Consider the following 24,270-nt stretch of genomic DNA (forward strand, 5'->3'; position numbering starts at 1 on the left):
ATGAACATCTTCATCATCGGCCGGCCTGGATCGGTCCGGTTACTGTGCCGGGCGAACACGCGATGACACAAAAACAATTGCCATACCCGCCAACCCCGGCAGTCCCCCCAGCACCCGCTGCCGGCGTCTTCCTGCAGCTGCTGCCGATCACGCTGGCGGTATTCATCGCTTTCCTGGCCATGGGGATGCAGTTGCCGGTCCTCCCCCTTCATCTGCACGAAACGCTGGGCATGGGAACGCTGGTCGTGGGCTCGGTCACCGGATCGCAGTTTGTGGCGGCGCTGCTGTCGCGTTCCTGGGCCGGCAACTTTGCCGACATGCGAGGCGCCAGGCGCGCCGTCATCGCCGGCTTTCTGCTGGTCGCCGCCTCGGGCCTGCCTTACGCCGCATCACTGTGGGCCCCTGACCCCGCGGCGGCGGTGTGGCTGTTGCTGCTGGGGCGCATCGTGCTGGCCCTCGGCGAAAGCCTGATCACCACCGGCGCAATGGGCTGGGCTGTCGGCCTGGTCGGGCCGCAGAACACCGGCAAGGTGATGGTGTGGATCGGGATCGCCATCTTCGGCGCCTATTCCCTGGGCGCGCCCGTCGGCGTGATGGTCAACGGCCACTGGGGCTTTGCGGGCATTGCCGCGGCCACGGTGTTGACGCCGCTGCTGGCATGGGCTGCGGTCTCGGGCGTTCGTGCCGTACCGCCCACGGCAACCCGGCGAACACCGTTTTACACGGTGCTCAGCGTCGTGTTGTGGCCCGGTATCGGATTGGCGTTGTCGAGCGTGGGCTTCGGTTTGATCGCGGCCTTTATCGCCCTTCTGTTCGCCGCCGAAAACTGGGGCGATGCATCGCTGGCATTTACCGCCTTCGGCATTGCTTTCATCGTCGCGCGGATTTTCTTCGGGCATTTACCCGACAAGGTCGGCGGTGCACAGGTCGCGTTGGTGAGCGTCGCCATTGAAGCCGTGGGGCTGCTGCTGATCTGGGGAGCCGACACACCAGCCCTCGCTTATCTGGGCGCGGCACTGACCGGCTTCGGGTATTCGCTGGCCTTCCCGGGCTTCGGCGTCGAAGCGGCGCGGCGCGCCCCACCGCAAACCCGCAGCCTCGCGATGGGAGCGTACGTGGCGTTCCTGGATATTGCCCTGGGCGTCACCGGTCCGCTGGCGGGTGCGTTAGCGGGTGTGCGCGGAATCAGTTCCGTCTACCTGGCCGGCGCCGTCACCGTCGCACTGGCGCTGGCCGTCGCCTTGAAGCTGCTGGCTGATGGGCCATCGAAGGGAATGCGGCATGCCTGATTTTTGAAACCGACGTGGCCTGGAGCCAGGGGACGCAGCCTCAAGCCTGCGTGTCGACGAGGCTGCCCAGCATCAGGTCGCGTTGCTTGCCGCCGGCCTCCGCGGCCGCCTTCGCACTCTCAAGGGGCGGCGCATTTTTCATGGCATTCGCGGCGTTCCCGCCGGAATCCTGGCTTCGCAGCATGGCGATCTGCTGCTGGATCATCTGCATCTGCGCGCTGACGGACTGCACCTGCAGCTGAAGCGACTTCCTCGTCTCGAGGTCACCGGTGTCCACCATCTGCTGCTGCAGGTCCATCATCTGCTTCTGCATTTTGCCGAACTGCTTTTGCAGGGCGGCGATCTGCGCATCGATGTTTTTGCCGCCGGCGGCCGAAGCACCGCCGCCCGAAGTCACTGCCGCAACCATGCTGTTCCTTGTGTTGTGAGTTCCATCCCACGGTTAACGGCAGGACAGTCAAATACTTGAGGCGCGATGGGGCCGCGTGGCCTGGCGCCCACCCATGGCGTAAACAGGACAGAATGCGGCTTATGCATTCAATCTTCAAAACAGCCGCGTCCGCGGCGCTCCTCGCCGCGGCCCTGGCCGGCTTCGCAGTCCCTTCCCAGGCCACCGAAACCGCCGTGGTATTGCCGGCACCCGCCCGTGACATGGCGCCGGCGCCGTCCGCGAAACCGGAAACGGCCGTGATTGCCGGCGGCTGTTTCTGGGGTGTGCAGGGCGTGTTCCAGCACGTCCATGGCGTCAGCGGCGCGGTGTCGGGTTATGCGGGCGGTGATGCCAAATCGGCCCACTACGAAGCCGTCAGCGGCGGCAACACCGGCCATGCGGAGGCGGTGCGCATCACGTATGACCCTTCGAAAATCAGCTACGGCCAGATCCTGCAGATCTACTTTTCGGTGGCGCACAACCCGACCGAGCTGAACCGCCAGGGCCCGGACACCGGCACCCAGTACCGGTCGGCGATTTTTCCTTCCAATGCGGAACAGCTCCAGGTGGCGAAGGCCTATGTGGCGCAACTGGACAAAGCCAGGGTGTTCAAGGCCCCCATCGTGACCACCACCGAGCCCATGAAGGCTTTTTACCCGGCCGAGGCCTACCACCAGAATTACCTGACCCGTCATCCCGACGATGCCTACATCCTGGAAAACGACATTCCCAAGCTCGACAATCTCAAGAAGGTATTCCCGAAACGCTACCGCGCGGCGCCCGCGCTGGTGGGTGCCGCGCCGCCGGGCTAGAGGCCGGCCTCTTACGGTGCGCCGCCCAGCAGAAGCCGGCGCAGCTTCTGTTTGAGCGGGGCTTCGGCAGGCGTTTCCACGCCCAGCTCCGCGCGCGTGAATTCGCGGCTTTCGGCGGTGCGCAGGTTGACTTCTTTTTCAATCTGCCCGTGCCCGTAGACAAACGCAACGTCGGCCAGTTCCAGCACATCTTCCACGTCGTGCGTGATCATGAGGGCCGGTATGCCCCATTGGCGCCGCACCTCGGCCAGGTCCGCGCGCAGCGACTGCCGCAGCATGGGGTTCAGCGAGGCGAAGGGTTCGTCCAGCAGCAGGATCTGGGGCTGGCAGGCCAGCGCGCGGGCCAACGCCACACGCTGCCGCTGGCCGCCGGAGAGCGTCGCCGGGCGGCTGTCGGCCATGGCGGCAAGGTCGAAGCTGTCGAGCAGTGATTGCACCTGGGCGCGGTCTTTGTCCGGCAGCCCGCGGCGCCAGCTGGTCAGGCCGAACTCGATGTTTTTGCGCACCGACAGGTGCGGGAACAGCGCGTAGTCCTGGAAAAGGTAGCCGATGCGCCGCTGCGAGGGCGGCATGTGGATGCCGGCCGCCGAATCGTAGAGCGTGCGGCCGTCTATCCGGATGTGCCCTTTGGCGGGATGCAGCAAGCCCGCGATGGCCTGCAGTGTCAATGTCTTGCCGGACCCCGACGGCCCGTACAGGGCGGCAAACGGGGCGTCGGTCGAGAAGGCCACGCGCAGGTCGAAGCGCCGCTGCCCGTCGCTGACTGACAACTGCAGGTCTACGTCAATCACGGCTTGCCGAAACCGTACTTCGCCAGCACCTGCTGGGCGGCGTCGGTGGACAGGAAGTTGACGAAGTCCCGGGCGACGGCCTTTTGTTTGCTCTCCGCCACCACGGCCACGGGGTAGGAGACCGGCGCATGGCCTTCGGGCGACAGCACGATTTTGACCTTGTCGGCCATGACGGCGGCGTCGGTGCGGTAGACAAAACCGGCCTCGACCTCGCCGCGGCCCACATAGTCCAGCACCTGGCGCACGCTGTCGGCCTGCACGAACTTGGGCTCCAGGGGTGTCCACAGCCTGGCGGCGTCCAGCGCCTGTTTGGTGTAGCGGCCGACCGGCACGGTGGCGACCTTGCCGACGGCAATTTTCTTGACGGCGGGGCCGGAGAGGTCCTGCAGGCTCTTGATGCCCACGCCGTCTTTGGCCGGCTCTATCAGCACCAGGCTGTTGCTGGCGAAGTTCCTGCGCGTGGCGGTGTCCACGAGTTTCTGGTCGGCGGCGCGCACCATGGTTTCCTGGTCGGCGCTGGCGAAGACGTCGACCGGCGCGCCCTGGCTGATCTGCTGCAGCAGCACGCCCGAGGCGGCGAAGTTGAAGCGCACCGTGGCGCCCGGCTTGCCGGCTTCGAACCTGGGCCCCAGTTCCTTGAAGGCGTCGGTCAGGCTGGCCGCGGCGGAGACCGTGATCTGCTGGGCCGCCGCGGCCAGCGGCAATGCCAGGGCCATGGTGAGCGCCAGGAGGCGGGAGGTACGCATGCGCATGGTTCGGGTCCTTGAGGTCAACGTAAAGAGAAAAACCGGTTCGACAGAACCAGCACGGTGATGGAAATCACGGAGGTCACGATGACCAGCATCAGCGCCATGTCGTTATTGCCCGACTGCACCGCGTCATAAATGGCCATGGACAGGGTTTGTGTCTGTTTGGGGATGGAGCCGGCCACCATCAGCGACGCGCCGAATTCACCCATGGCGCGCGCAAACGCGAGCAGGGTGCCGGCCAGGATGCCAGGCCAGGCCAGCGGCAGCGTCACGCGCAGGAAGACGGACAGCGGCGACTGGCGCAGCGTGCTGGCCGCCGCTTCCAGCGAGCGGTCAACCCCGGCGAAGGCCGCGCTGGCGGACTTGAGCACCAGCGGCAGCGCCACCACGGCCGAGGCCACCACCGCGCCGTGCCAGCTGAAAATAATCGTGTAGTCCAGGTGCTCGCGCAGCCAGGCGCCCAGCGGGCTGCGCCGGCCCGCCAGCACCAGGATGCCGTAGCCCAGCACTGTGGGCGGCAAGACCAGCGGCAGCATGAACACCGCTTCGAGCACGGTGCGGCCCGGAAAGCGCTTGCGCGCGAACACCCAGCCCAGGGCCACGCCGGCGATCAGCGCCAGCAGCGTGGCAACGGCCGAGACCTTGAGCGAAAGCCCCAGCGGGAACCAGTCGGTTGAAGCCAGCAATGAAGTCGTTGTGTCCATGGGTATATGGCGGAATTGTCGCATGGGGTGCGATGTTTCGGCCCTGGCAGGCATGTATATCCCGGGTAAACCCGTATTTCAGAGGGGCTGGTGGAGAGCCTTCATGGCAGCGGCGATGACCACGCGCGCTGCCCCAAGGGCTTTATGCACTGACAGATACAGCGCCTGCGGGGCTCAGGGCGCCAGCAGCCGCGTCAGCGCCGCGATGTCGGCTGTGGCGGCCACGCGGGCGGTGTTCTCGACGGAGCGGTAACGCTTGACCAGCTCTTCCCCCACCGGGGTCAGGGCCGTGCCGCCGCCGTGCGAGCCGCCGGCCAGGGTCTGCACGGCCGGCGAACTGAGCGCCTTGTTGGTTTCGTCGACCAGCACCCAGGCGCGCCGGTAGGACATGCCGATCTGCCGCGCCGCAGCCGAGATCGAGCCGGTTTCGGCGATGGCCTCCAGCAGCGCGACCTTGCCGGGGCCGATGGCGATGCTGTCGTCCCGGTAAATGCGCAGGCGGAACTGGACTTTGGGTTTCATGTCCGGGATTGTGCAGGATCGTGCCGCGGCGCGGCAGGGGCCCGGGGCCAGGCTACTGCTTTTGCCGGTAGACGTACCAGGCCGCGAAGGCGGTGAAGAGGCCGATGATCACGACGATCACCATGAAGCCGTGCGGCGAGTCGGCCAGCGGCACGCCGCCCACGTTCATGCCCAGCAGGCCGGCCACGATGTTGATGGGCAGCGCGAGCACCGTCACCATGGTCAGGATGAAGACGCTGCGGTTGGTTTCCTCGCTCACCTGGGCGGCGATTTCTTCCTGCAGCAGCTTGATGCGTTCCTTGAGCTCGGACATGTCGCGTATGGTCAGCGAAAACTCCTCGGTCGCCTGGCGCAGCTCCTCCAGGTCGCGCTCGCTGACCCAGGGCGGCGGCAGGCGCAGCAGGCGGAAGAGGGCGCCGGGCTCGGGCGCCAGCAGGCGCTGCAGCCGCACCAGCACGCGGCGCAGCTTGCCCAGGTCGGCGCGGCGGTTGTGCAGCCGGCCCACCAGGAAGTTGTCTTCGATCACGTCGACCTGCACGGTCGCGTCGCGCACGATGCGCACCAGCACGTCGCCCTGCTCGCGCAGCAGGTGGTTGAGGAAGGACACGGAGGATTCCAGCGGCGTGCCGTTCTTGACGGCGTCGCGCAGCCTGTCTATGGAGCGCAGCGGGTGTGAGCGCGCGCTCAGCGCCATGTGCGGCGCCACGTTGAGCCACAGGCTGGACATCTCGGCCGGGTCGAAGGCGAACTCGTAAGCCACGTCGTTGACGACCGCAATCAGCGTGTCATGCGCGTCCTCGATGCGCGTGGAGCGCGAGCCCTCGTGCAGCGCCTCGAAGAACTCGGGCACCGCGTTCAGGTGCTTGCGTATGCTGGCCTCGGCCGCCGCGTCGCTCAGGTTGAAGTGCAGCCAGACGAAGTCGGCCTTGCCCTTGGGCGCCCCGCTTTGCAGCCAGGCGGCCGCTTCCAAAAGATCCACCGGAACGCCGGGCGCGCCGTTTTCAAACCGGTAGCCGCAGAGCAGGCCGGTCCTGTCGGCGCCGTAAGTAATGTCCATTCAGGGATGTGCGTGAAATAAGGGGGCGGCACGAAAGGTGCCGGCGTCCCGCTTGCCGCCTCATGCAAAGGCAGCCGTCCAGTGTGTTGGCTGCGTATGACAGTTCAGTGACAGGCGGCCGGTGCGGGGACGATGGATTGCAACTGCCGGGGGAAGCGGTAGCGCGGCGTTGCGGCCGGCGCGGGCCGGGGAGGCTCGGTCGTCAGCGCGGCGGGAATGCTTTCGGAGAATTCGGCCACATGCGGCGCGAGCTGCTCGAAGCCGGCCGTGATGCGCGGGCACACCCAGTGGCGCACCCAGAGCGAAATCGCGATTTTCGGGTCGCCCGCATGCAGGCTGGCGACAAAACGGTCATTGCGGAAGAAGTGCTCGACCGACTGTTCCACCAGCGGCGTCGCCTCGTCGGCGATCCAGTCCAGGAAGCGCGGTGAAAGTTTCAGCCGGCTGGCCTTGACGAGGCTGGTGACCATCTCGTCCAGCGCCGCCACCGCCAGGATCTGCATGCTCTTTTGGGTGATGGCGCCGCGCGGGGTGAGGGAAGTGGGAAAGCGGGACATGGCGGGCGATGGGTGGCAACAGGCGGCAAGACAAAGAACTGATCTTGCCCGCACAAGATGACACTGGCGTGTATTCCCGCGAACCGTGTCATGCCGGCCGACCGATCACTGCTCGGACGGCAGCAACATCGCAATGCGTTCCCTCAGCCCGTCGGCGCGCTCCGGGCCCGCGAGTTCTTCCACGTTGAGGATGATGTCGCGGGCAATCGCGACCATGGATTCGCGGGTGCGGGCTTCCCGGAGCTGGTCGCGGTAATGGTTCGCCATCGCGGGCATCTTGCGCACGAACATGCGTTCGCAGATGTCGAACAGGAACATCCGCGTCGTCGCCAGCGAGCGTTTGCCCTCAAAGTTGTCGGCGCCCTTTGCCGCCGTATCGGGCGGCTGGGTTGGCGGGCCTGGCTGTGCGGGCGCCAGGGTTCCCGGCTCGGTGTTCTGGAATGCGGGGCGGGCGGATTCCGCGGCCTGGGGGCTTTCACCGATGAACAGGTAGCCATCGGCCATGAGCTTGCGCAGGATGGCGCCGTCGTCCTGCAGCAGCGCCTGCACTTCTTCATGCGTGCGCAGCCCGTCCGCCAGAAACAGCGCGCTGCGTTCGCGCAAATTCAGCACCCGGTTCCTGGATGCCAATTCGTCCCTGGCTTTGTCCGACCGGTGGAGCGTCATGCGGGCCTCGCGAGACTCATGTTGTAAACAAGCGTTTATCGTACGAAGGCTTGATGTCCTGGCTGTGACATGCGCAGCCGGCGGTTTCCGCTCTCGTGCGCATGAGGCGCCGCCGCCGGACAGCCGCGGGACTTGATATGCATCAAGGTATTTCGTTACTTTTGGCTGTTCACGATAGACAACGCCGTCATGGGCTCGACATAATTTCGGAGCCACGCGCAGGAGCCTCCTGCGCGCCCATTGATCCGCCCACCAGGAGTTCACCCTTGAACGCGATTAAAAAAGCCCGCAAGCTGATTGCCAAAGACCCCACGACGCCGGAGGCCGCCGCGCTGGCGCGCCTGGTGCGCGCCCTCGAGTCGGATGAGAAATTCGAACTGGGCGAGCTTTACCAGCTCGACTACGACGACTTCGACCTGGCGATCGACATCCTCAAGGAATGGCGGCTGGACCGCTATTACATGGGCAAAGCCAAGCTGCACGACCTCGCGGTGCAGGTCAACGAACTCTGAGGCCCTGACGGCGAAAGCCGTTCTTTCAAAACCCTGATCGCGCGCGCATGTCATAAGGCGGTCATGTTCGGCGGCTCCAATGTAAACGATTACATGAGGAGCGCGAGTGAGCATTCAGGCGGTGGCGGACCAGGCGGGCGTATCGGTGGCAACGGTGTCGCGGGTCTTCAATTCGCCCGAAAAAGTCAGCCCGCAAACCCGCGAACTGGTGGAAAAGGCGGCGCTGGAACGCGGCTACATGCCGAACGCCAGCGCGCGCACCCTGCGCACACAGCGCAGCCGCGTACTCGGCGTGGTGCTGCCCACCTTGCTCAACCCGGTGTTCGCCGAATGCCTCGAAGGCATCGCGCGCTCGGCCACCCGCGCCGGCTACGCCATCCTGCCGCTGACCACCGACTACCGCATCGAGCAGGAAGAGCAGGCCGTCAACCTGCTGCTGGCCGGCAACGTCGACGGCATGATCCTGGTGGTCTCCAACCCGGAGACCTCCAAAGCCCTGCAGCGGCTTTGCGGCGCGCAACTGCCTTATGTGCTGGCCTACAACCGCCACGCCGGCCACCCCTGCATCTCGGTGGACAGCGAGCAGGCCGTGGCGCAACTCGTCAAGCGGCTGGCGGGCCTGGGCCACCGCGACATCGCGATGGTCAGCGGCCAGCTCAGCGCATCGGACCGCGCCCAGCAGCGCTGCCGCGGTTTTCTTCAAGGCATGGAGGCCGCCGGCCTGGCTGACCCGCAGGTGCTGGAAGTGCCCTTTGTCGAAACCGCCGTCAGCGAAATCACGGATCTTTTAAACCGCCGGCCCCGGCCCAGCGCCCTGGTCTGCTCCAACGACCTGCTGGCCATCCGCAGCCTGCGCGCCGCGCACCTGGCCGGGCTGGCGGTGCCGCGCGACCTCACGGTGGTGGGCTTTGACGGTATCGCGCTCGGCGAAGACCTCACACCCATGCTGAGCACCATCACGCAGCCCAATGCCGACATAGGCCGCTGCAGCGTCGAGCTGCTGGTGCAGGCGTTGACCGGCGGGGCCGCGCTGGCACCCGACAGCAGCCTGTCGCTGGCCTATGGGTTTCGCGAAGGCGAATCCTGCGCGGCGCCTTCAGCCACCCCGTAATCCCGTCCCGCACTTTTTCCATCTCATCACCACGGAGTTCCCATGAAGACATCCCTGCAACGACTCGCCAAGGCCGCGCTGCTGGCCATCGGCCTGGCCGCCGGCGCCAACGCGCTGGCCCAGACCGCCATCTGCTACAACTGCCCGCCCGAATGGGCCGACTGGGGCACGCAGCTCAAGGCCATCAAGGCCAAAACCGGCGTCACCGTGCCGCCCGACAACAAAAACTCCGGCCAGTCGCTGGCGCAGATGACGGCCGAAAAAGCCAACCCCGTGGCCGATGTGACCTACCTGGGTGTCACCTTCGCCATCCAGGCGCAGAAGGACGGCCTGGTCGGCACTTACAAGCCGGCGGCCTGGAGCGAAATTCCCGACGGCCTCAAGGACCCGCAAGGCCACTGGTTCACCATCCATTCGGGCACGCTGGGTTTCATGGTCAACGTCGATGCGCTCAAGGGCAAGCCCGTGCCGCGTTCATGGGCCGACCTGCTCAAGCCTGACTACAAGGGCCTGGTCGGCTACCTCGATCCGGCCTCGGCCTTCGTCGGTTATGTGGGTGCGGTCGCCGTGAACCAGGCACGCGGCGGTACGCTGGACAACTTCACGCCCGGCATCGAGTATTTCAAGGCGCTGCAAAAGAACGAGCCCATCGTGCCCAAGCAGACCTCCTACGCCCGCATGCTCTCCGGTGAAATCGCCATCCTGCTGGACTACGACTTCAACGCCTACCGGGCCAAATACAAGGACAAGGCCAACGTCGAGTTCGTGATCCCGGCCGAAGGCACCATCGTCGTCCCCTACGTCATGAGCGTGGTCGCCAACGCGCCCCACGCCGACAACGGCAAAAAGGTGCTGGACTTCGTGCTGTCCGACGAAGGCCAGGCCATCTGGGCCAATGCCTACCTGCGCCCGGTGCGCGCCAGCGCGATCTCGAAAGAAGCCCAGTCGCGCTTCCTGCCGGCCAGTGAATACGCCCGCGCCAAAAGCGTGGACTATGCGCGCATGGCCGCCGTGCAAAAAGGCTTCTCCGACCGCTATCTCAAAGAAGCGCAGTAAACCGGCTTCGCACTGACCGCACGCATGAGTTCCTCCACCTTCACGCCTTCGCGCCGCCTGCTGCTGGCCTGTTCAGCGCCGGCGGTGGCTTTCTTCGCGGCCTTCTGGCTTTTGCCGGCGGTGCAGCTGCTGGCCTTGCCGGCGAAGCTGGGGTGGGCCGCTTATTTTGTGGTGCTGACGAACACGCGCTACTGGCAAAGCCTGCTGCAGACACTGGGGCTGTCACTGGCGGTGACGCTCGCCACGCTGGTGCTGGGCGGGCTGGTCGGCATCACGCTGGCACGCACGCGCTTCGCGGGCCGCAAGCTGCTGCTCTCGCTGCTGACCTTGCCGCTGTCCTTCCCGGGCGTCATCATCGGCTTCTTCATCATCCTGCTGGGCGGCCGGCAAGGCCTGGTCGCCGACCTCGGCGACGCTATGGGCCTGGGCCGCATCACCTTTGCCTACGGCCTGGCGGGGCTGTTCCTCGGCTACCTGTATTTTTCGCTGCCGCGCGCCATCGTGAGCTACACCGCCGCGGCCGGCGCCATGGATATTCCGCTCGAAGAAGCCGCGCGTTCGCTGGGCGCCTCGCGCTGGCGTGTGGTGTGCGACGTCTGGCTGCCCGAGCTCGCGCCCACCACGCTGGCCTGCGGCGCGATCGTGTTCGCCACCGCCATGGGCGCCTTCGGCACCGCCTTCACGCTGGCCAGCAAGTTTGAGGTGCTTCCCATCACGATCTACAACGAATTCACCAACTACGCCAACTTCGCCTTGGCCGCCAGCCTGTCCATCACGCTGGGGCTGATCACCTGGCTGGTGCTCTTCATTTCGCGGCGCGCCGGCGGCCCCGCCGCGGCGGGGGTTTGATGCCATGAGAACCCCGCGCCAGGTCTCCCCCCTGCTCATGCTGCTGACCGCGCTGGTCGCCGTCTTCATGCTCGCGCCCATCGCGCTGTCGGTGCTCGCCGGGCTGGTCAACAACTACAGCGCCGGCCTCCAAAGCGGCCTCACGCTGCGCTGGCTGGGCGAGGTGTGGGAGCTCTACGGCGGCACGGTCGCCGCCTCGCTCGTGCTGGCCCTGCTGTGCGTGCTGGGCAACCTGCTCATCGGCATCCCCTGCGCCTACGCGCTGGCCCGCAGCCGCTCGCGCATGGCCCGGGTGTTTGAAGAACTGCTGACGCTGCCCGTCGCCGTGCCCGGCCTGGCCACCGCGCTGGCGCTGATCCTGGCCTACGGGCAGGTCAGCGGCTTCCGGCAAAGCTATGCCTTCATCCTGGTCGGCCACATGGTGTTCACGCTGCCCTTCATGGTGCGCACCGTGTCCTCGGCCTTCCAGCGGCCCGAGCTGCATGCGCTGGAAGAAGCCGCGCGCACCCTGGGCGCCGGCTTCACGCAGCGCTTCATCGGCGTGCTGCTGCCCGCCGTGCTGCCCGCCATCGTCGCCGGCAGCCTGATGGTGTTCACGCTGTCGGTCGGCGAGTTCAACCTCACCTGGATGCTGCACACGCCGCTCACGCGCACCTTGCCCGTGGGCCTGGCCGACAGCTATGCCTCCATGCGGCTGGAGATCGGCTCGGCCTACACCCTGGTCTTTCTCCTTGTCATCCTCCCCGTGCTGTGGGGCCTGCAGGCCGCCGGCACCCTGATTGAAAAACACCATGCAAGCTGAACGCACGCGCGTGGACATCGTCCAGTGCGCCAAAACCTATGCAGACGGCACGCGCGGCCTGTTGTCCACATCGCTTTCGGTGGAGCCCGGCGAGGTGCTGGCGCTGCTGGGCCCCTCGGGCTGCGGCAAGACCACGCTGCTGCGCCTGGTCGCCGGGCTGGAGGCGCCCGACGCCGGCAGCCGCATCACTTTTGGCGACACCGACGTCACGCACCTGCCGGTGGAGCGGCGCGGCATCGGCATGGTGTTCCAGCACTACGCGCTGTTCCCGCAGATGACGGTCGCGGACAACATCGCCTACGGCCTGCGCGTGCGCGGTGTCGACGAAGCCGAAAAGCGCCGCGTGGTCGGTGAGCTCATAGACCTGGTGCGCCTGAACGGCCTGGAGGCAAAACGCCCGGCCGAACTCTCGGGCGGCCAGCGCCAGCGCGTGGCCCTGGCCCGCGCCGTCGCCGTGCGACCGCGCGTGCTGCTGCTCGACGAACCGCTGACCGCACTCGACGCCAAGCTCAAGGAATCGGTGCGCGACGAGCTCGCCGAACTGCTGCGCCGCCTGCACATCACCGCCATCCACGTCACGCACGACCAGCAGGAAGCGCTGGCGATTGCCGACAGGCTGGCCGTGATGCAGGCCGGCCGTATCGTGCAGGTCGGCCATGGCGAGGCGCTGTACCGCACGCCCCAGCATCCTTTTGTCGCGAGCTTCCTGGGCCGCGTCAACCGCCTTGAACGCGATGAGGCCGCGCGCGCCGCCCACGTCGTCCGGGTCGGCGACATGGACGTCGCCTGCCCGCCCGCCTGGCAGGCGCAGGCCACCGTGCTGGTGCGGCCTGAAGACGTCGAGGTCGGCGAAGTCACCGCCGGCTGGGGCGATGCCGTGGTGTCGCAGCGCGTCTTCCTCGGCGACCGCATCCAGCTCAAGCTCATGTTGCCCGACCAGAGCATCGTCAACGCCGAGGTCGGGCGCGACCACCCGGCCTGCATGGGCGACGCCGTCGGCATACGCATACAGCCCCACCACCTCATGCCCGGCAGCGAGCTGGCCTGAATCCCTTACCCCATGACCACCACTTCACTGCTGCAACTCTCCGACCTGCACATCCGCGAACCCGGTCGCCTGGCCTACGGCCGCATCAACACCGCGCCTTACCTCGCGCAGGCCGTCGCGTCCATCCTCAGCCTGCCGCAACAGCCCGATGCGGTGGTCATCACCGGCGACCTGACCGACTTCGGCCGCGCCGCCGAATACGCGCACCTGCGCGAGCTGCTCGCGCCGCTGGCCATGCCGGTCTACCTGATGCCCGGCAACCATGACGAGCGCGCGCAGCTGCGTTTGAGCTTTCCGGGCCACAGCTATTTAGGCACCGATGAATTCGTTCAATACAGCGTGGCGATAGGCGCGCTGCAGCTCATCGCGCTGGACACCGTGGTGCCCGGCGCCAGCGAAGGCAGCCTGTGCGAAACGAGGCTGGCCTGGCTGGCGCGTGAGCTGGAAACGCACCGCGGCCGGCCCGTGGTCATCGCCATGCACCACCCGCCGTTCAAGACATTGATTGGCCACATGGACGACATAGGCCTGCTCAGCGGCGCCGCCGAACTTGAGGCCCTGGTCAGCCGCTTCCCGAATGTGGAGCGCATCATCTGCGGCCACCTGCACCGCGCCATCCAGGTGCGCTTCGGCGGCAGCATCGCGGCGACGGTGCCCTCACCGGCGCACCAGGTGAGGCTGGACCTCGCGCCCGACGCCGCCTCGGCCTGGGTGCTGGAGCCGCCCGGCTTCGGCCTGCATGTGTTGCCCGAAGGCGGGCGGCTGGTCAGCCACACCGTGGCGAGCGGCGCGTATGACGGGCCGTTTCCTTTTCACGAAGGCTCGGTATTGATTGATTGATCAAGCCGGCACCAGCAGCCGCGGCGCCATTCGGTGGATCAGCTGCAGGATGGCTTTTTGCGTCAGTGTCGCGGGCCGCTGCGAACTCATCGCGCTCATGAGCTTGCTGCGCATGGCCGGGCCGGTGATGGGCCGGCAGCTGAAGGCTTTGGGGTGCGTCGAGGTCGAGACCGCGTTGCGGCTCAGGATGGCGCAGCCCGCGCCGTCGCGCACCAGGTCCAGGATGGTGGCCACGCCGTCGATCTCCAGCACCACGTCGGGGCGCCGCCCCACGGCCGCCAGCTCCATCTCCACCTGCATGCGGATCGCGTGCGGCCGGCTCGGGATCACCAGCGGGAAGTCGGCGAGGTCACGCAGGGTCACCGGCCTGGGCCTGGCCGGCGCCTTGCCCGCCAGCCGCTCGATCAGGAACAGCGGCTCGTCGACCAGCGGCGTGAGTTCTATGCCTGGCGCGGGCGTGGCGTTGTACAGCAGCGCGATGTCCAGCCGGCCCGTCAGCAAGGCTTCGTGCATGGCCACCGACAAGCCTTCCATGATGGACAGCGTGGCGTCCGGCATGGTCTTGCGGAATTCCCGGATCAGCGGAACCGCCACGATCTTCGAGACGCTGGGCGGCATGCCGATGGCCACGCGCCCGGCCAGCGCGCCGCGCACGCGCCCGAGTTCTTCCTTGGCGCGCGAGATCTGGTGCAGGATGCCGCGGCCGTGCTCCAGCAGCAGCTTGCCGGCTTCGGTGGGCGTGGCGCCGCGACCGTTGCGCGTGAGCAGGTTCTGGTGCAGCTCCACCTCGAGCAGCCGGATCTGCCGGCTCAAGGCCGGTTGCGCGATGTTGAGCGCGTTCGCGGCGCGCGTGAAACTGCCGACCTCGGCCACGCGTACGAAGTACTCCAGCTGTTTCAAGTCCATCGCCAAAGTATGACATAACGCCTGCGGCGGATATAACAGTTTGATCTATCTGCTAGCGCGCCGCGGCTGTTCCCTTGGTGCCCATCTACCCGCACAATCACAGGCTCTTATGACCGCCGCGCTCCAGGGAATTTCCTCCATGGCCACCCGCCAGCTGCTGGCCGGACTCGTGGCCGCGTACGAGCGCCGCAGCGGCGTCGCCGCCCGTGTCGAGTCGGTGGGCGGCGTCGATGCGGCCATCCGCGTGCAGGCCGGCGAGGCCTTCGATTTTGTGGTGCTGGCCTCGGACGCCCTGGATAAATTGGCCGCCGGCGGCCACGTGGTGCCGGGCAGCAGGGTGGACCTGGTCCACTCCGGCGTCGCGCTGGCCGTGCGGCAGGGCGAGGCACAACCCGACATCTCTTCCGAAGAGTCGCTCAAGCGCGCGCTGCTGTCCGCGCGCAGCATCGGCTATTCGACCGGCCCCAGCGGCGTTGCGCTCATCCAGCTGTTCGAGCGCTGGGGCATTGCCGCGGATCTCAAAGGCCGCCTGGTGCAGGCCAGGCCCGGCATCCCCGTCGGCGCCATGGTGGCGCGCGGCGAGGTGGCGCTGGGCTTGCAGCAACTGAGCGAGCTCATGCACCTTGAAGGCATAGACGTCGTCGGCCCCTTGCCCGCCGCGGTGCAGATCACCACCACCTTCTCGGCCGGCATTGGCCGCGCGGCGGCCCAGCCGCGCGCCGCCGCGCAACTGCTGGCCTTCATGGCCTCGCCCGAGGCGGCCGAAGCCAAATCCCGCCACGGCATGGACCCGGCCTGAAGCATCCGCTTCGCGCGGCCGAACTTTTTTCTGAAAAACACATGAGCAAACCCACCTCCGGCCATTTCACCAAAACCCCCGGCTGGCTGGACTGGTACGCCGAGCCCGCCAGGCCGCGCTTCCGGCTGCCGCCCGGCAGCGTCGATGCGCACTGCCACGTCTTCGGGCCCGGCGACACCTTCCCTTATGCGCCCGAGCGCAAATACACACCCTGCGATGCCGGCAAGCACCAGCTCTTCGCGCTGCGCGACCACCTGGGCTTTGACAAAAACGTGATCGTGCAGGCCACCTGCCACGGCGCGGACAACCGCGCCATGCTCGATGCCTTGGCTTCGGCCGGCGGCCGCGCGCGCGGCGTGGCCACCGTCAGGCGCGACGTGACGGATGAACAGCTGCAGTCCATGCACGCGGCCGGCGTGCGCGGCGTGCGCTTCAATTTCGTCAAGCGCCTGGTGGACTTCACGCCCCGCGACGAACTGATGGAGATCGCCGCGCGCATCGCGCCGCTGGGCTGGCACGTCGTCGTGTATTTCGAGGCGTTGGACCTGCCCGATCTGTGGGACTTCTTCACCGCGCTGCCCACCACGCTGGTGATAGACCACATGGGCCGGCCCGACGTCCGCAAGCCCGTGGACGGCGTGGAGTTCGAGCTTTTCATGACCCTGATGCGCGAGCACCCCCATGTCTGGTCCAAGGTCAGCTGCCCCGAGCGCCTGAGCGTGGGCGGCCCGCGCGCCCTGGACGGCGAAGCCCATCCCTACCGCGACGTCGTGCCCTTCTCGCGGCGCCTCGTCGAGTCCTTCCCCGATCGCGTGCTCTGGGGCACCGACTGGCCGCACCCCAACCTCAAGGACCACATGCCCGACGACGGCCTGCTGGTCGACTTCATTCCGCGCATCGCGGTGACGGAGGCCTTGCAGCGAAAGCTGCTGGTGGACAACCCGATGCGCTTGTACTGGGGTGATTGAGCGTCCTGGGCCTCGCTACGGCTGAGGTATCGGGTCCGGAGAATTTATCCGCGGATTTTCGGGGTGGATAAGCCCTTCGATACCTCAGGGCGAACGGGTGGTTTTGTGTGTTTGCCTTAAACACCGCGTCGTCTGCGCTGAGCTCCCCTGATCCGTTCGGGCTGAGGTATCGAAGCCCTCGTCCGGCCTGAGCCCACATACCGTTCGGCCTGAGCCCACATACCGTTCGGGCTGAGCCTGTCGAAGCCCCTGCATCTCGCCCAGGCCCTCAGCCAAGTCCTTCGACAAGCTCAGGGCGAACGGTATTTGTGTGCACCACAACGCGGTCCCGTGGAGGCCGTCAACAAATGCCCAGGGCTATTGGCGCGGCACGTTGGCGCGAGCTATCACGTCAGCCCAGCGTTTGGTCTCCGACGCCAGGAGATCGCGCAGCCGCCCGGGCGGACCGCCCGCGGGCGTGACGTTGAGCTCGGCCAGCTGCTTGCGCAGGTCGGGGCTGGCCAGCGCCTTGCCGATTTCGCGGTTGAGGAGGGCGATGACTTCGGGCGGCGTGTTCGCCGGCGCCGCCAGCGCATTCCACGACGTGACGTTGAAGCCGGCGACGCCGCTTTCGCGCACCGTGGGCACCTCGGGCAGGCCGGGCGCGCGTCTGGCGCCCATCACCGCCAGCGGGCGCACGGTTTTCGAGGCGATCTGCCCCATCACCGGCCCCAGGATTTCGACCGCCGCGTCCACCTGCCCGCCGCGCAGCGCCGTCAGCACGGCCGGCGAGCCGTTGAAGGGCACGACCTGGAAGTCCACGCCCGCGCTGGTCTTCAGCAGCTCCGCCGTCAGGTGCTGGGTGCTGCCGATGTTGATGGTCGCCACATTGAGCTTGCCCGGGTTGGCCCTGGCGTAGGCCAGCATGTCCTGCAGCGACTGGAAACGGCCGTTGGCGGCGCTGATGAGCGCAAGGTCGAAGAAGCCCAGCGTCGCCACCGGCGCGAAATCCTTTTGCGCGTCGAAAGGCAGCGACTTGAACAGCCCGGCGCTCACGGCCGTGCCGTTGCTCATCAGCAGCAGGGTATAGCCGTCCGGCGCGGCCTTGGCCACGGCCTCGCCCGCCACGATGCCGCCCGCGCCCGGCTTGTTGTCGACGATCACGCTCTGGCGCAGGCCTTCGCCCAGCTTTTGCGCGACGACGCGCGCCGTCAGGTCGGCCACGCCCCCGGCGCCGAAGGGCACCACGATGCGTATGGGTTTGGACGGGAAGGCCTGGGCATGGCCGGGCCCGGGAAGGAGTGCGGCAAGGGATGCGGCCAGGACTGCGGCCGCGGTCAGTTGTCTTCTTTTCATGGTGCGCGTAGCTTCCGCTACCTGTCAGAAACGCGCAATATGGCTGCAACGACTAACTGTTAGGGCCAAAAAGCATCGCTCGCGGCCCTGTGGTCCGCCGCGGCCGTTGCGGCCGCGGGGAAGCGGGTGCTTTAGAAGTTCAGGTCTTTTTCGATGTCCTGCATCTTGCGGCGCGCGATGGCCAGGTTGGACTTGGCCTTGTCCAGCACGAAGTAGATGAACACGCCTTCCTTGCACACACGATTTGTGTGGGATTTTTCACACAAGGTTTGTGTCCCGGCGCCCGGCTTCAGCGTGTTGGCGTGCGCTCCTACCCGGCCGGCGCCGGCTGCCCTCCAGAATGGCAAGCCATGCAAACCCGCGCCCACCTCTGGCTCACAGGCCTTCTTGCCTTCATCGCGGCGCTGGCCGCCGTGCTGCTGGCGCTCAATTTTTCAGCCGGCGAGAAAAAAGTCCGGCAGCAGCTGGTGCGCCAGTACAGCGTGGCCGACCCGCAGTTCCACCGCGCCATGGGCAGCCTGCTGGGCCCGGGCATCGCCGGCGGCAACAAGGCGGCCGAGCTGCTCAACGGCGACCAGATCTTCCCGGCCATGCTGGGCGCGATCAAGGGCGCCGCGAAGACGATCACCTTTGAGACCTATATCTACTGGTCCGGCGACATCGGCAAGCAGTTCGCCGATGCCTTGTCGGAACGGTCCAGGGCCGGCGTCAAGGTCCACATCCTGGTCGACTGGGTCGGCAGCGCGAAGATGGACGACGCGCTGCTGCAGGAGATGCGGGACGCCGGCGTCGACATCCGCAAGTTCCACAAGCCGGCCTGGTACAACTTCGCCAAGCTCAACAACCGCACGCACCGCAAGCTGCTGGTGGTCGACGGCGCCGTCGGCTTTACCGGCGGCGTAGGCATCGCGCCCAAGTGGACGGGCGCCGGCCAGGACGCCGAGCACTGGCGCGACTCGCACTACCGCGTCGAGGGGCCGGTGGTCGCGCAGATGCAGGCCACTTTCCTGGACAACTGGCTCAAGGTCAGCGGCCAGGTGCTGCATGGCGAGGCCTACTTCCCGGAATTGAAACCCGTGGGCAACAGCCCGGCCCAGATGTTCTCCAGTTCGCCCACCAGCGGCAGCGAGAACGTCGAGCTCATGTACCACATGGCCCTGACGGCGTCCGCCAAAACCGTGGACCTGTCCATGGCCTACTTTGTGCCCGACGAGGTCAGCATCGCCATCCTGAGGGAGGCCATGCGGCGCGGCGTGCGCGTGCGCATCATCACACCCGGCGAAATCATAGACACCGAAACCGTGCGCGCCGCCTCGCGCGCCACCTGGGGCCAGCTGCTGGAGGCCGGCGCCGAAATCTACGAGTTCCAGCCCAGCATGTACCACTGCAAGGTCATGATCGTCGACGGCCTCATGGTGTCGGTGGGCTCCACCAATTTCGACGCGCGTTCCTTCAGGCTCAATGACGAAGCCAACCTCAACATCTACGACGCCGCCTTCGCCGCGCGCCAGACGGAGGTGTTCGAGCAGGACATCGGGAAGTCCCGCCGCGTGACTTTGGAACAGTGGGAGAACCGGCCTGTCAGCGAAAAATTCAGTGAGAAGCTGGCTTCGCTGCTGAACTCGCAACTCTGAACTCGCCGGGCCCGAAGAATTTATCCGCAGATTACGCAGATTTCCGCAGATTAAAAACGGGAACTCTCTTACTCCCTCCTCCGCTGGGGGAGGGCTGGGGTAGGGGCCAGCGGCCTTTGAAATATTTCCGGCGAAATTTCAGGCGCCGAGGGCCCCCATCCCAACCTTCCCCCAGCGGGGGAAGGCGTAAAACCTCCAGCCCTTCGACAGGCTCAGGGCGAACGTTGTTTTTCTCATCTCAATTCATCCGCAGATTACGCAGATGACCGCAGATTGAAAGCAGTGAATCTGTGGCCTGGAACGGCGCCGACGGCTCTCCCAGCCAACGTCCTACAGTGAAATCCGGGGAACGCGAAGATGCTTGCAAGCTTGCCTTGCCGGTGTTTCAATCAAAAGGTGACCCACGATGATCCATCCCGACTCCCTCACGGTGTCCCGTCGAGGCGTGCTGATAGCGGGCGCCGCTTCGGCGGCCGCCGGCACACTCCCCACTGACGCCATGGCCGCACCTGATGCTCCCACCCCCGCGCCCGGCTCCGTGCCGTCGGCCCGTGTCACACTCGAAATCAACGGCCAGCAGCACACGCTGGAACTCGACAACCGCACCACGCTGCTCGACACCCTGCGCGAGCACCTGAACCTGACCGGCACCAAGAAAGGCTGCGACCACGGCCAGTGCGGCGCCTGCACCGTGCTGCTGGACGGGGTGCGCATCAATTCCTGCCTGACGCTGGCGGTGATGCATCAAGGCGCCAAGGTCACCACCATCGAAGGCCTGGGCACGCCGCGCGCCCTGCACCCCATGCAGGCGGCTTTCGTGAAGCACGACGGCTACCAGTGCGGCTACTGCACGCCGGGGCAGATCTGCTCGGCCGTGGGCATGCTCGACGAGGTGCGCCGCGGCATCCCCAGCCACGTCAGCGCCGACATCACCGCGCGCCCCTTGCTCTCGCCCGACGAACTGCGCGAGCGCATGAGCGGCAACCTGTGCCGCTGCGGCGCCTATTCCAACATCGCCGAGGCGATCACCGAAGTCGCGGGGGTGACGGCATGAAACCCTTTACCTATGAGCGCGCCAACACCCCGGCCGAAGCGGCCGCCGCCGCCCAGCGCAACCCGAACGCCAAATTCATCGCGGGCGGCACCAACCTGCTGGATTTGATGAAGCTGCAGATCGAGGCCCCCAGCCACCTGGTCGACGTCAACGGCCTGGCGCTCGACAGGATTGAAGCCACGCCCGAAGGCGGGCTGCGCATAGGCGCGCTGGTGCGCAACACCGCGCTGGCCGCCGACGAGCGCGTGCGGCGCGACTACGCCGTGCTGTCGCGCGCGCTGCTGGCCGGCGCCTCGGGCCAGCTGCGCAACAAGGCCACCACCGCCGGCAACCTGCTGCAGCGCACGCGCTGCCCTTACTTCTACGACACCGACCAGCCCTGCAACAAGCGCCAGCCCGGCAGCGGCTGCAGCGCCATAGGCGGCATCACGCGCCAGCATGCCGTCATCGGCAGCAGCCAGGCCTGCATCGCCACCCATCCCAGCGACATGGCCGTGGCCATGCGCCTGCTCGACGCCACGGTGGAAACCGTGCGGCCCGGCGGCCAGGCGCGCGTGATCCCCATCGCAGATTTCCACCGCCTACCCGGCGACACGCCGCACATCGAAACCGCGCTGGAGCCCGGCGAACTCATCACCTCGGTGACCCTGCCCAAGCCGCTGGGCGGCACGCACATCTACCGCAAGGTGCGCGACCGCGCGTCCTACGCCTTCGCGCTGGTCTCCGTCGCCGCCGTCGTGCAGCGCGACGGCTCGGGCCGTGTCGCACTCGGCGGCGTGGCGCACAAGCCCTGGCGCGATGCCACGGCCGACGCCGCCTTGCCCCAGGGCGCGGGCGCCGCCACGGCCTGGCTGCTGGCCGGCGCGCAGACCACCGAAGACAACGCCTTCAAGCTGCCGCTGGTGGAGCGCACGCTCGCCGCCGTGCTGGCCCAGGCCAGGAGCGCAGCATGAAATTCGACACCCCCGCCACCACCAACCCGATAGACCAGCTCAAGGTCATCGGCAAGCCGACCGACCGCGTCGACGGCCCGCTGAAAACCAGCGGCGGCGCGCCCTACGCCTATGAGCGCCACGACGCGGTGAAAGACCCGGCCTACGGCTACGTCGTCGGCGCAGGCATCGCCAAGGGGCGCATCGCCGCCATGGACCTGGGCGCCGCGCGCGCTTCACCCGGCGTGCTGGCCATCGTCACCGCGCGCAACGCCGGCAAGCTCGGCAAGGGCAACTTCAACACCGCCAAACTGCTGGGCGGCCCCGAGATAGACCACTACCACCAGGCGCTCGCGCTGGTCGTCGCCAAGACCTTCGAGCAGGCGCGCGCCGCCGCGCAGCTGGTGCGCATCGAATACACAAGCGCGCCCGGCAAGTACGACCTGGCTGCCGAAAAAGACGGCGCGCCGCTGGCCAAGCCTTCGGATTTCGGCGGCGCGCCGGAATCGAAGATAGGCGACTTCGCCGGCGCCTTCGCCGCGGCGCCTGTGCAGGTCGACGCCACCTACACCACACCCGACCAGTCGCACGCCATGATGGAACCGCACGCCTCCACCGCCGCGTGGAAGGGCAACAAGCTCACGGTCTGGACGGCCAACCAGATGATCGCCTGGAGCGTGGGCGACATGGCCAAAACGCTGGGCATCCCCAAGGCCAATGTGCGCCTGGTCTCGCCCTTCATAGGCGGCGGCTTCGGCGGCAAGCTCTGGGTACGCGCCGATGCGTTGCTGGCCGCACTCGGCGCGCGCGCGGCGCGCCGGCCCGTCAAGGTCGCGCTGCAGCGGCCGCTGATGATGAACAACACCACGCACAGGCCCGCGACCATACAGCGCATACGCCTGGGCGCCGGCCGCGACGGCAAGCTCACCGCCATCGGCCATGAAGGCTGGTCCGGCGACCTGCCCGAAGGCCAGCCCGAAACGGCCGTCAACCAGACGCGCCTGCTCTATGCCGGCGCCAACCGCTTGACCAGCACGCGCCTGGCCGTGCTCAACCTGCCCGAAGGCAATGCCATGCGCGCGCCCGGCGAGGCGCCCGGCATGATGGCGCTGGAAATCGCGATGGACGAGATGGCCGAAAAGCTGGGCCTGGACCCGATCGAGTTCCGCATCCGCAACGACACCCAGGTCGACCCCGAAAAACCCGAACGCCCGTTTTCGCAGCGCAGCCTGATCCAGTGCATGCGCACAGGCGCCGAACAGTTCGGCTGGAACCGGCGCAAGGCGCAACCGGCGCAGGTGCGCGACGGCCGCTGGCTGGTCGGCATGGGCATGGCCGCGGCCTTCCGCAATAACCTGGTCATGAAGTCGGGCGCCCGCGTGCGGCTGGACAACCGCGGCGTCGTCACCGTGGAAACCGACATGACCGACATCGGCACAGGCAGCTACACCATCATCGCGCAGACCGCCGCCGAAACCATGGGCGTGCCGCTCGAAAAAGTGCTGGTGCGCCTGGGCGACTCCGCCTTCCCCGTGTCCGCAGGCTCCGGCGGGCAGTGGGGCGGCAACAGCTCCACCGCCGGTGTCTACGCCGCCTGCATGAAGCTGCGCGAAGCCGTCGCCAAAAGCGCGGGTGTCAGCGCGAGCGACGCGGTCTTCGCCGACGGCATGGTGCGCGCCGGTGACCGCTCCATGCCGCTGGCCCAGGCGGCCGGCGACAAGGGCCTGGTCGCCGAAGACTTCATGGAATACGGCGACCTCGACAAAAAATACCAGCAGTCCACCTTCGGCGCGCATTTTGTCGAAGTCGGTGTGGACGCCTACACCGGCGAAATCCGCGTGCGCCGCATGCTCGCGGTCTGCGCCGCGGGCCGCATCCTGAATCCCAAGGCCGCGCGCAGCCAGGTGATAGGCGCGATGACCATGGGCGTGGGCGCCGCGCTGATGGAAGAGCTTGCCGTCGATACGCGGCACGGCTTCTTTGTCAACCACGACCTCGCCGGTTATGAAGTGCCCGTGCATGCCGACATCCCGCACCAGGACGTGATCTTCCTGGACGAGACCGATCCCATTTCTTCGCCCATGAAGGCCAAGGGGGTTGGCGAGCTTGGCATCTGCGGGATCGGGGCGGCTGTGGCCAATGCGGTCTATAACGCGACCGGGGCGCGGGTGAGGGATTATCCGATTACGCTGGATAAGTTGCTTGACCGGTTGCCGGTCGTGGCTTGATTCCGCACCCCCGTTCGGGCAGAGGTATCGAAGCCGGGTCTTGCGCCGGCGCCTCGCCGTTTGCATGGGCTTGCTGGCCGGGGTTGCCCGGCGGCAACTTACTTTCTTTTGCTTCGCCAAAAGAAAGTAAGCAAAGTTCACGCAGTGGGGATTCGCTCACTTCGCGAAGCGAAGTTACGCGAATACCAAAAGGCGACCCTGGTTCCTGCGTCCCCTGCGCTTCGCTACGGGGCAACCTGCGGTGCACGGGCCAGCCGGGGTCAAAAACAACTCGCTTCGCTCAAACAAGTTTTTGCCCTTATCCGTCTGGCCCTCCGCTCCTCGGCGCATCCACAAGGGGCAATCGGGATCGGGAGCGGGGACAAAAAAAGAAGAGCAGAGCAGGAGCAAGCGGCGATGCGGGGCCATGAATTCACTCCCTCTCCCTTTGGGAGAGGGCAGGGGTGAGGGCCGTCGGCGGTTGATGTGTTGCTTGTGCTGGTCAAGTAATTTCGGACACCTCGATAAGGGCACGTTCGGCCATTTGTCGTTCATAGACATTGGGAGGCAGATAACCCAGGGTTGAGTGCAGGCGCCGGCTGTTGTAGAAGCCGACGATGTAGTCGGAGATGTCGGCGGC

26 protein-coding genes are annotated in these 24,270 nt (G+C 66.8%); 15 read left to right on the top strand and 11 right to left on the bottom strand.

Going from position 1 to position 24,270, the window contains the following annotated elements:
• Positions 1–62 precede the first annotated feature (62 nt).
• Positions 63–1,289, top strand: a complete 1,227-nt coding sequence (locus tag ACLV74_RS17125; RefSeq protein WP_411880634.1) for an arabinose transporter — start codon at positions 63–65, stop codon at positions 1,287–1,289.
• A gap of 40 nt (positions 1,290–1,329) precedes the next feature.
• Here ACLV74_RS17125 and ACLV74_RS17130 read toward each other — a convergent pair whose 3' ends face one another.
• Positions 1,330–1,698 carry a FlxA-like family protein gene (locus tag ACLV74_RS17130; protein ID WP_411880609.1) on the bottom strand — a complete coding sequence of 123 codons (369 nt, stop codon included), beginning with the start codon at positions 1,696–1,698 and terminating at the stop codon, positions 1,330–1,332.
• 122 nt (positions 1,699–1,820) lie between these two features.
• Between ACLV74_RS17130 and msrA the strand changes: the two genes are divergently transcribed.
• Positions 1,821–2,531 carry a peptide-methionine (S)-S-oxide reductase MsrA gene (gene msrA / locus ACLV74_RS17135; RefSeq protein ID WP_411880610.1) on the top strand — a complete coding sequence of 237 codons (711 nt, stop codon included), beginning with the start codon at positions 1,821–1,823 and terminating at the stop codon, positions 2,529–2,531.
• Between the two features lie 11 nt (positions 2,532–2,542).
• Here msrA and ACLV74_RS17140 read toward each other — a convergent pair whose 3' ends face one another.
• The 7 genes from ACLV74_RS17140 to ACLV74_RS17170 all read right to left on the bottom strand — a co-directional run bounded on the left by ACLV74_RS17140 (position 2,543) and on the right by ACLV74_RS17170 (position 7,577).
• The gene (locus tag ACLV74_RS17140; RefSeq protein WP_411880611.1) at positions 2,543–3,322 is read right to left on the bottom strand and encodes an ABC transporter ATP-binding protein; all 780 of its coding nucleotides are present in this window, start codon (positions 3,320–3,322) and stop codon (positions 2,543–2,545) included.
• Positions 3,319–4,068 carry a molybdate ABC transporter substrate-binding protein gene (gene modA / locus ACLV74_RS17145; protein WP_411880635.1) on the bottom strand — a complete coding sequence of 250 codons (750 nt, stop codon included), beginning with the start codon at positions 4,066–4,068 and terminating at the stop codon, positions 3,319–3,321. The genes ACLV74_RS17140 and modA overlap by 4 nt, the downstream gene beginning before the upstream one ends.
• A gap of 23 nt (positions 4,069–4,091) precedes the next feature.
• Positions 4,092–4,775, bottom strand: a complete 684-nt coding sequence (gene modB, locus ACLV74_RS17150; protein WP_411880612.1) for a molybdate ABC transporter permease subunit — start codon at positions 4,773–4,775, stop codon at positions 4,092–4,094.
• A gap of 174 nt (positions 4,776–4,949) precedes the next feature.
• Entirely contained in the window at positions 4,950–5,297 is a 348-nt protein-coding gene (locus tag ACLV74_RS17155; RefSeq protein WP_411880613.1) for a winged helix-turn-helix domain-containing protein, read from the bottom strand.
• Positions 5,298–5,349: 52 nt separating this feature from the next.
• Positions 5,350–6,354 carry a transporter gene (locus tag ACLV74_RS17160; protein ID WP_411880614.1) on the bottom strand — a complete coding sequence of 335 codons (1,005 nt, stop codon included), beginning with the start codon at positions 6,352–6,354 and terminating at the stop codon, positions 5,350–5,352.
• 104 nt (positions 6,355–6,458) lie between these two features.
• Positions 6,459–6,911 carry a hypothetical protein gene (locus ACLV74_RS17165; RefSeq protein WP_411880615.1) on the bottom strand — a complete coding sequence of 151 codons (453 nt, stop codon included), beginning with the start codon at positions 6,909–6,911 and terminating at the stop codon, positions 6,459–6,461.
• Positions 6,912–7,016: 105 nt separating this feature from the next.
• Entirely contained in the window at positions 7,017–7,577 is a 561-nt protein-coding gene (locus ACLV74_RS17170) for a hypothetical protein (RefSeq protein ID WP_411880616.1), read from the bottom strand.
• A gap of 266 nt (positions 7,578–7,843) precedes the next feature.
• Here ACLV74_RS17170 and ACLV74_RS17175 point away from each other — a divergent pair, with 266 nt between their 5' ends.
• From ACLV74_RS17175 to ACLV74_RS17205, 7 genes are all read left to right on the top strand, one after another.
• On the top strand, positions 7,844–8,089 hold the full coding sequence (locus ACLV74_RS17175) for a hypothetical protein (RefSeq protein WP_411880617.1): 246 nt from the start codon (positions 7,844–7,846) through the stop codon (positions 8,087–8,089).
• Between the two features lie 106 nt (positions 8,090–8,195).
• Entirely contained in the window at positions 8,196–9,200 is a 1,005-nt protein-coding gene (locus tag ACLV74_RS17180; RefSeq protein ID WP_411880618.1) for a LacI family DNA-binding transcriptional regulator, read from the top strand.
• A 42-nt stretch (positions 9,201–9,242) separates the two neighbouring features.
• Positions 9,243–10,256: an ABC transporter substrate-binding protein gene (locus ACLV74_RS17185; RefSeq protein ID WP_411880619.1), complete on the top strand. Its 1,014-nt coding sequence runs from the start codon at positions 9,243–9,245 to the stop codon at positions 10,254–10,256.
• A gap of 24 nt (positions 10,257–10,280) precedes the next feature.
• Complete coding sequence (locus ACLV74_RS17190; protein ID WP_411880620.1) at positions 10,281–11,105, top strand: ABC transporter permease; 825 nt, start codon at positions 10,281–10,283, stop codon at positions 11,103–11,105.
• 4 nt (positions 11,106–11,109) lie between these two features.
• Complete coding sequence (locus tag ACLV74_RS17195; protein WP_411880621.1) at positions 11,110–11,907, top strand: ABC transporter permease; 798 nt, start codon at positions 11,110–11,112, stop codon at positions 11,905–11,907.
• Positions 11,897–12,955 (top strand): ABC transporter ATP-binding protein, encoded by a 1,059-nt coding sequence (locus ACLV74_RS17200; RefSeq protein WP_411880622.1) that lies wholly within the window; start codon positions 11,897–11,899, stop codon positions 12,953–12,955. The genes ACLV74_RS17195 and ACLV74_RS17200 overlap by 11 nt, the downstream gene beginning before the upstream one ends.
• 12 nt (positions 12,956–12,967) lie before the next feature.
• Positions 12,968–13,795: a phosphodiesterase gene (locus ACLV74_RS17205; RefSeq protein ID WP_411880623.1), complete on the top strand. Its 828-nt coding sequence runs from the start codon at positions 12,968–12,970 to the stop codon at positions 13,793–13,795.
• On the opposite strand, the gene ACLV74_RS17210 is transcribed toward ACLV74_RS17205, so the two are convergent.
• Positions 13,796–14,701 (bottom strand): LysR substrate-binding domain-containing protein, encoded by a 906-nt coding sequence (locus ACLV74_RS17210; RefSeq protein WP_411880624.1) that lies wholly within the window; start codon positions 14,699–14,701, stop codon positions 13,796–13,798.
• Between the two features lie 109 nt (positions 14,702–14,810).
• On the opposite strand from ACLV74_RS17210, the gene ACLV74_RS17215 reads away from it, so the two are divergent.
• Both ACLV74_RS17215 and ACLV74_RS17220 read left to right on the top strand, forming a co-directional pair.
• Positions 14,811–15,500 carry a substrate-binding domain-containing protein gene (locus tag ACLV74_RS17215; protein WP_411880625.1) on the top strand — a complete coding sequence of 230 codons (690 nt, stop codon included), beginning with the start codon at positions 14,811–14,813 and terminating at the stop codon, positions 15,498–15,500.
• A gap of 41 nt (positions 15,501–15,541) precedes the next feature.
• A complete protein-coding gene (locus tag ACLV74_RS17220; RefSeq protein WP_411880626.1) occupies positions 15,542–16,468 on the top strand; it encodes an amidohydrolase family protein in 927 nt (308 codons plus the stop codon).
• A 357-nt stretch (positions 16,469–16,825) separates the two neighbouring features.
• On the opposite strand, the gene ACLV74_RS17225 is transcribed toward ACLV74_RS17220, so the two are convergent.
• Entirely contained in the window at positions 16,826–17,803 is a 978-nt protein-coding gene (locus tag ACLV74_RS17225; protein ID WP_411880627.1) for a Bug family tripartite tricarboxylate transporter substrate binding protein, read from the bottom strand.
• A gap of 350 nt (positions 17,804–18,153) precedes the next feature.
• On the opposite strand from ACLV74_RS17225, the gene ACLV74_RS17230 reads away from it, so the two are divergent.
• The 4 genes from ACLV74_RS17230 to paoC all read left to right on the top strand — a co-directional run bounded on the left by ACLV74_RS17230 (position 18,154) and on the right by paoC (position 23,651).
• The gene (locus ACLV74_RS17230; protein WP_411880628.1) at positions 18,154–19,437 is read left to right on the top strand and encodes a phospholipase D-like domain-containing protein; all 1,284 of its coding nucleotides are present in this window, start codon (positions 18,154–18,156) and stop codon (positions 19,435–19,437) included.
• A 406-nt stretch (positions 19,438–19,843) separates the two neighbouring features.
• Entirely contained in the window at positions 19,844–20,491 is a 648-nt protein-coding gene (gene paoA, locus ACLV74_RS17235) for an aldehyde dehydrogenase iron-sulfur subunit PaoA (protein WP_411880629.1), read from the top strand.
• Complete coding sequence (locus tag ACLV74_RS17240; RefSeq protein ID WP_411880630.1) at positions 20,488–21,444, top strand: FAD binding domain-containing protein; 957 nt, start codon at positions 20,488–20,490, stop codon at positions 21,442–21,444. Before paoA ends, ACLV74_RS17240 begins: the two co-directional genes overlap by 4 nt.
• Positions 21,441–23,651: an aldehyde oxidoreductase molybdenum-binding subunit PaoC gene (paoC, locus tag ACLV74_RS17245; protein ID WP_411880631.1), complete on the top strand. Its 2,211-nt coding sequence runs from the start codon at positions 21,441–21,443 to the stop codon at positions 23,649–23,651. Before ACLV74_RS17240 ends, paoC begins: the two co-directional genes overlap by 4 nt.
• Positions 23,652–24,132: 481 nt before the next feature.
• Here paoC and ACLV74_RS17250 read toward each other — a convergent pair.
• Positions 24,133–24,270, bottom strand: a 138-nt coding sequence (locus ACLV74_RS17250) for an IS3 family transposase (protein WP_411878256.1), incomplete at its 5' end; no start/stop codon positions are given.

Source organism: Polaromonas sp. YR568 (genome assembly GCF_943369415.1).
Classification (GTDB): domain Bacteria; phylum Pseudomonadota; class Gammaproteobacteria; order Burkholderiales; family Burkholderiaceae_C; genus Polaromonas.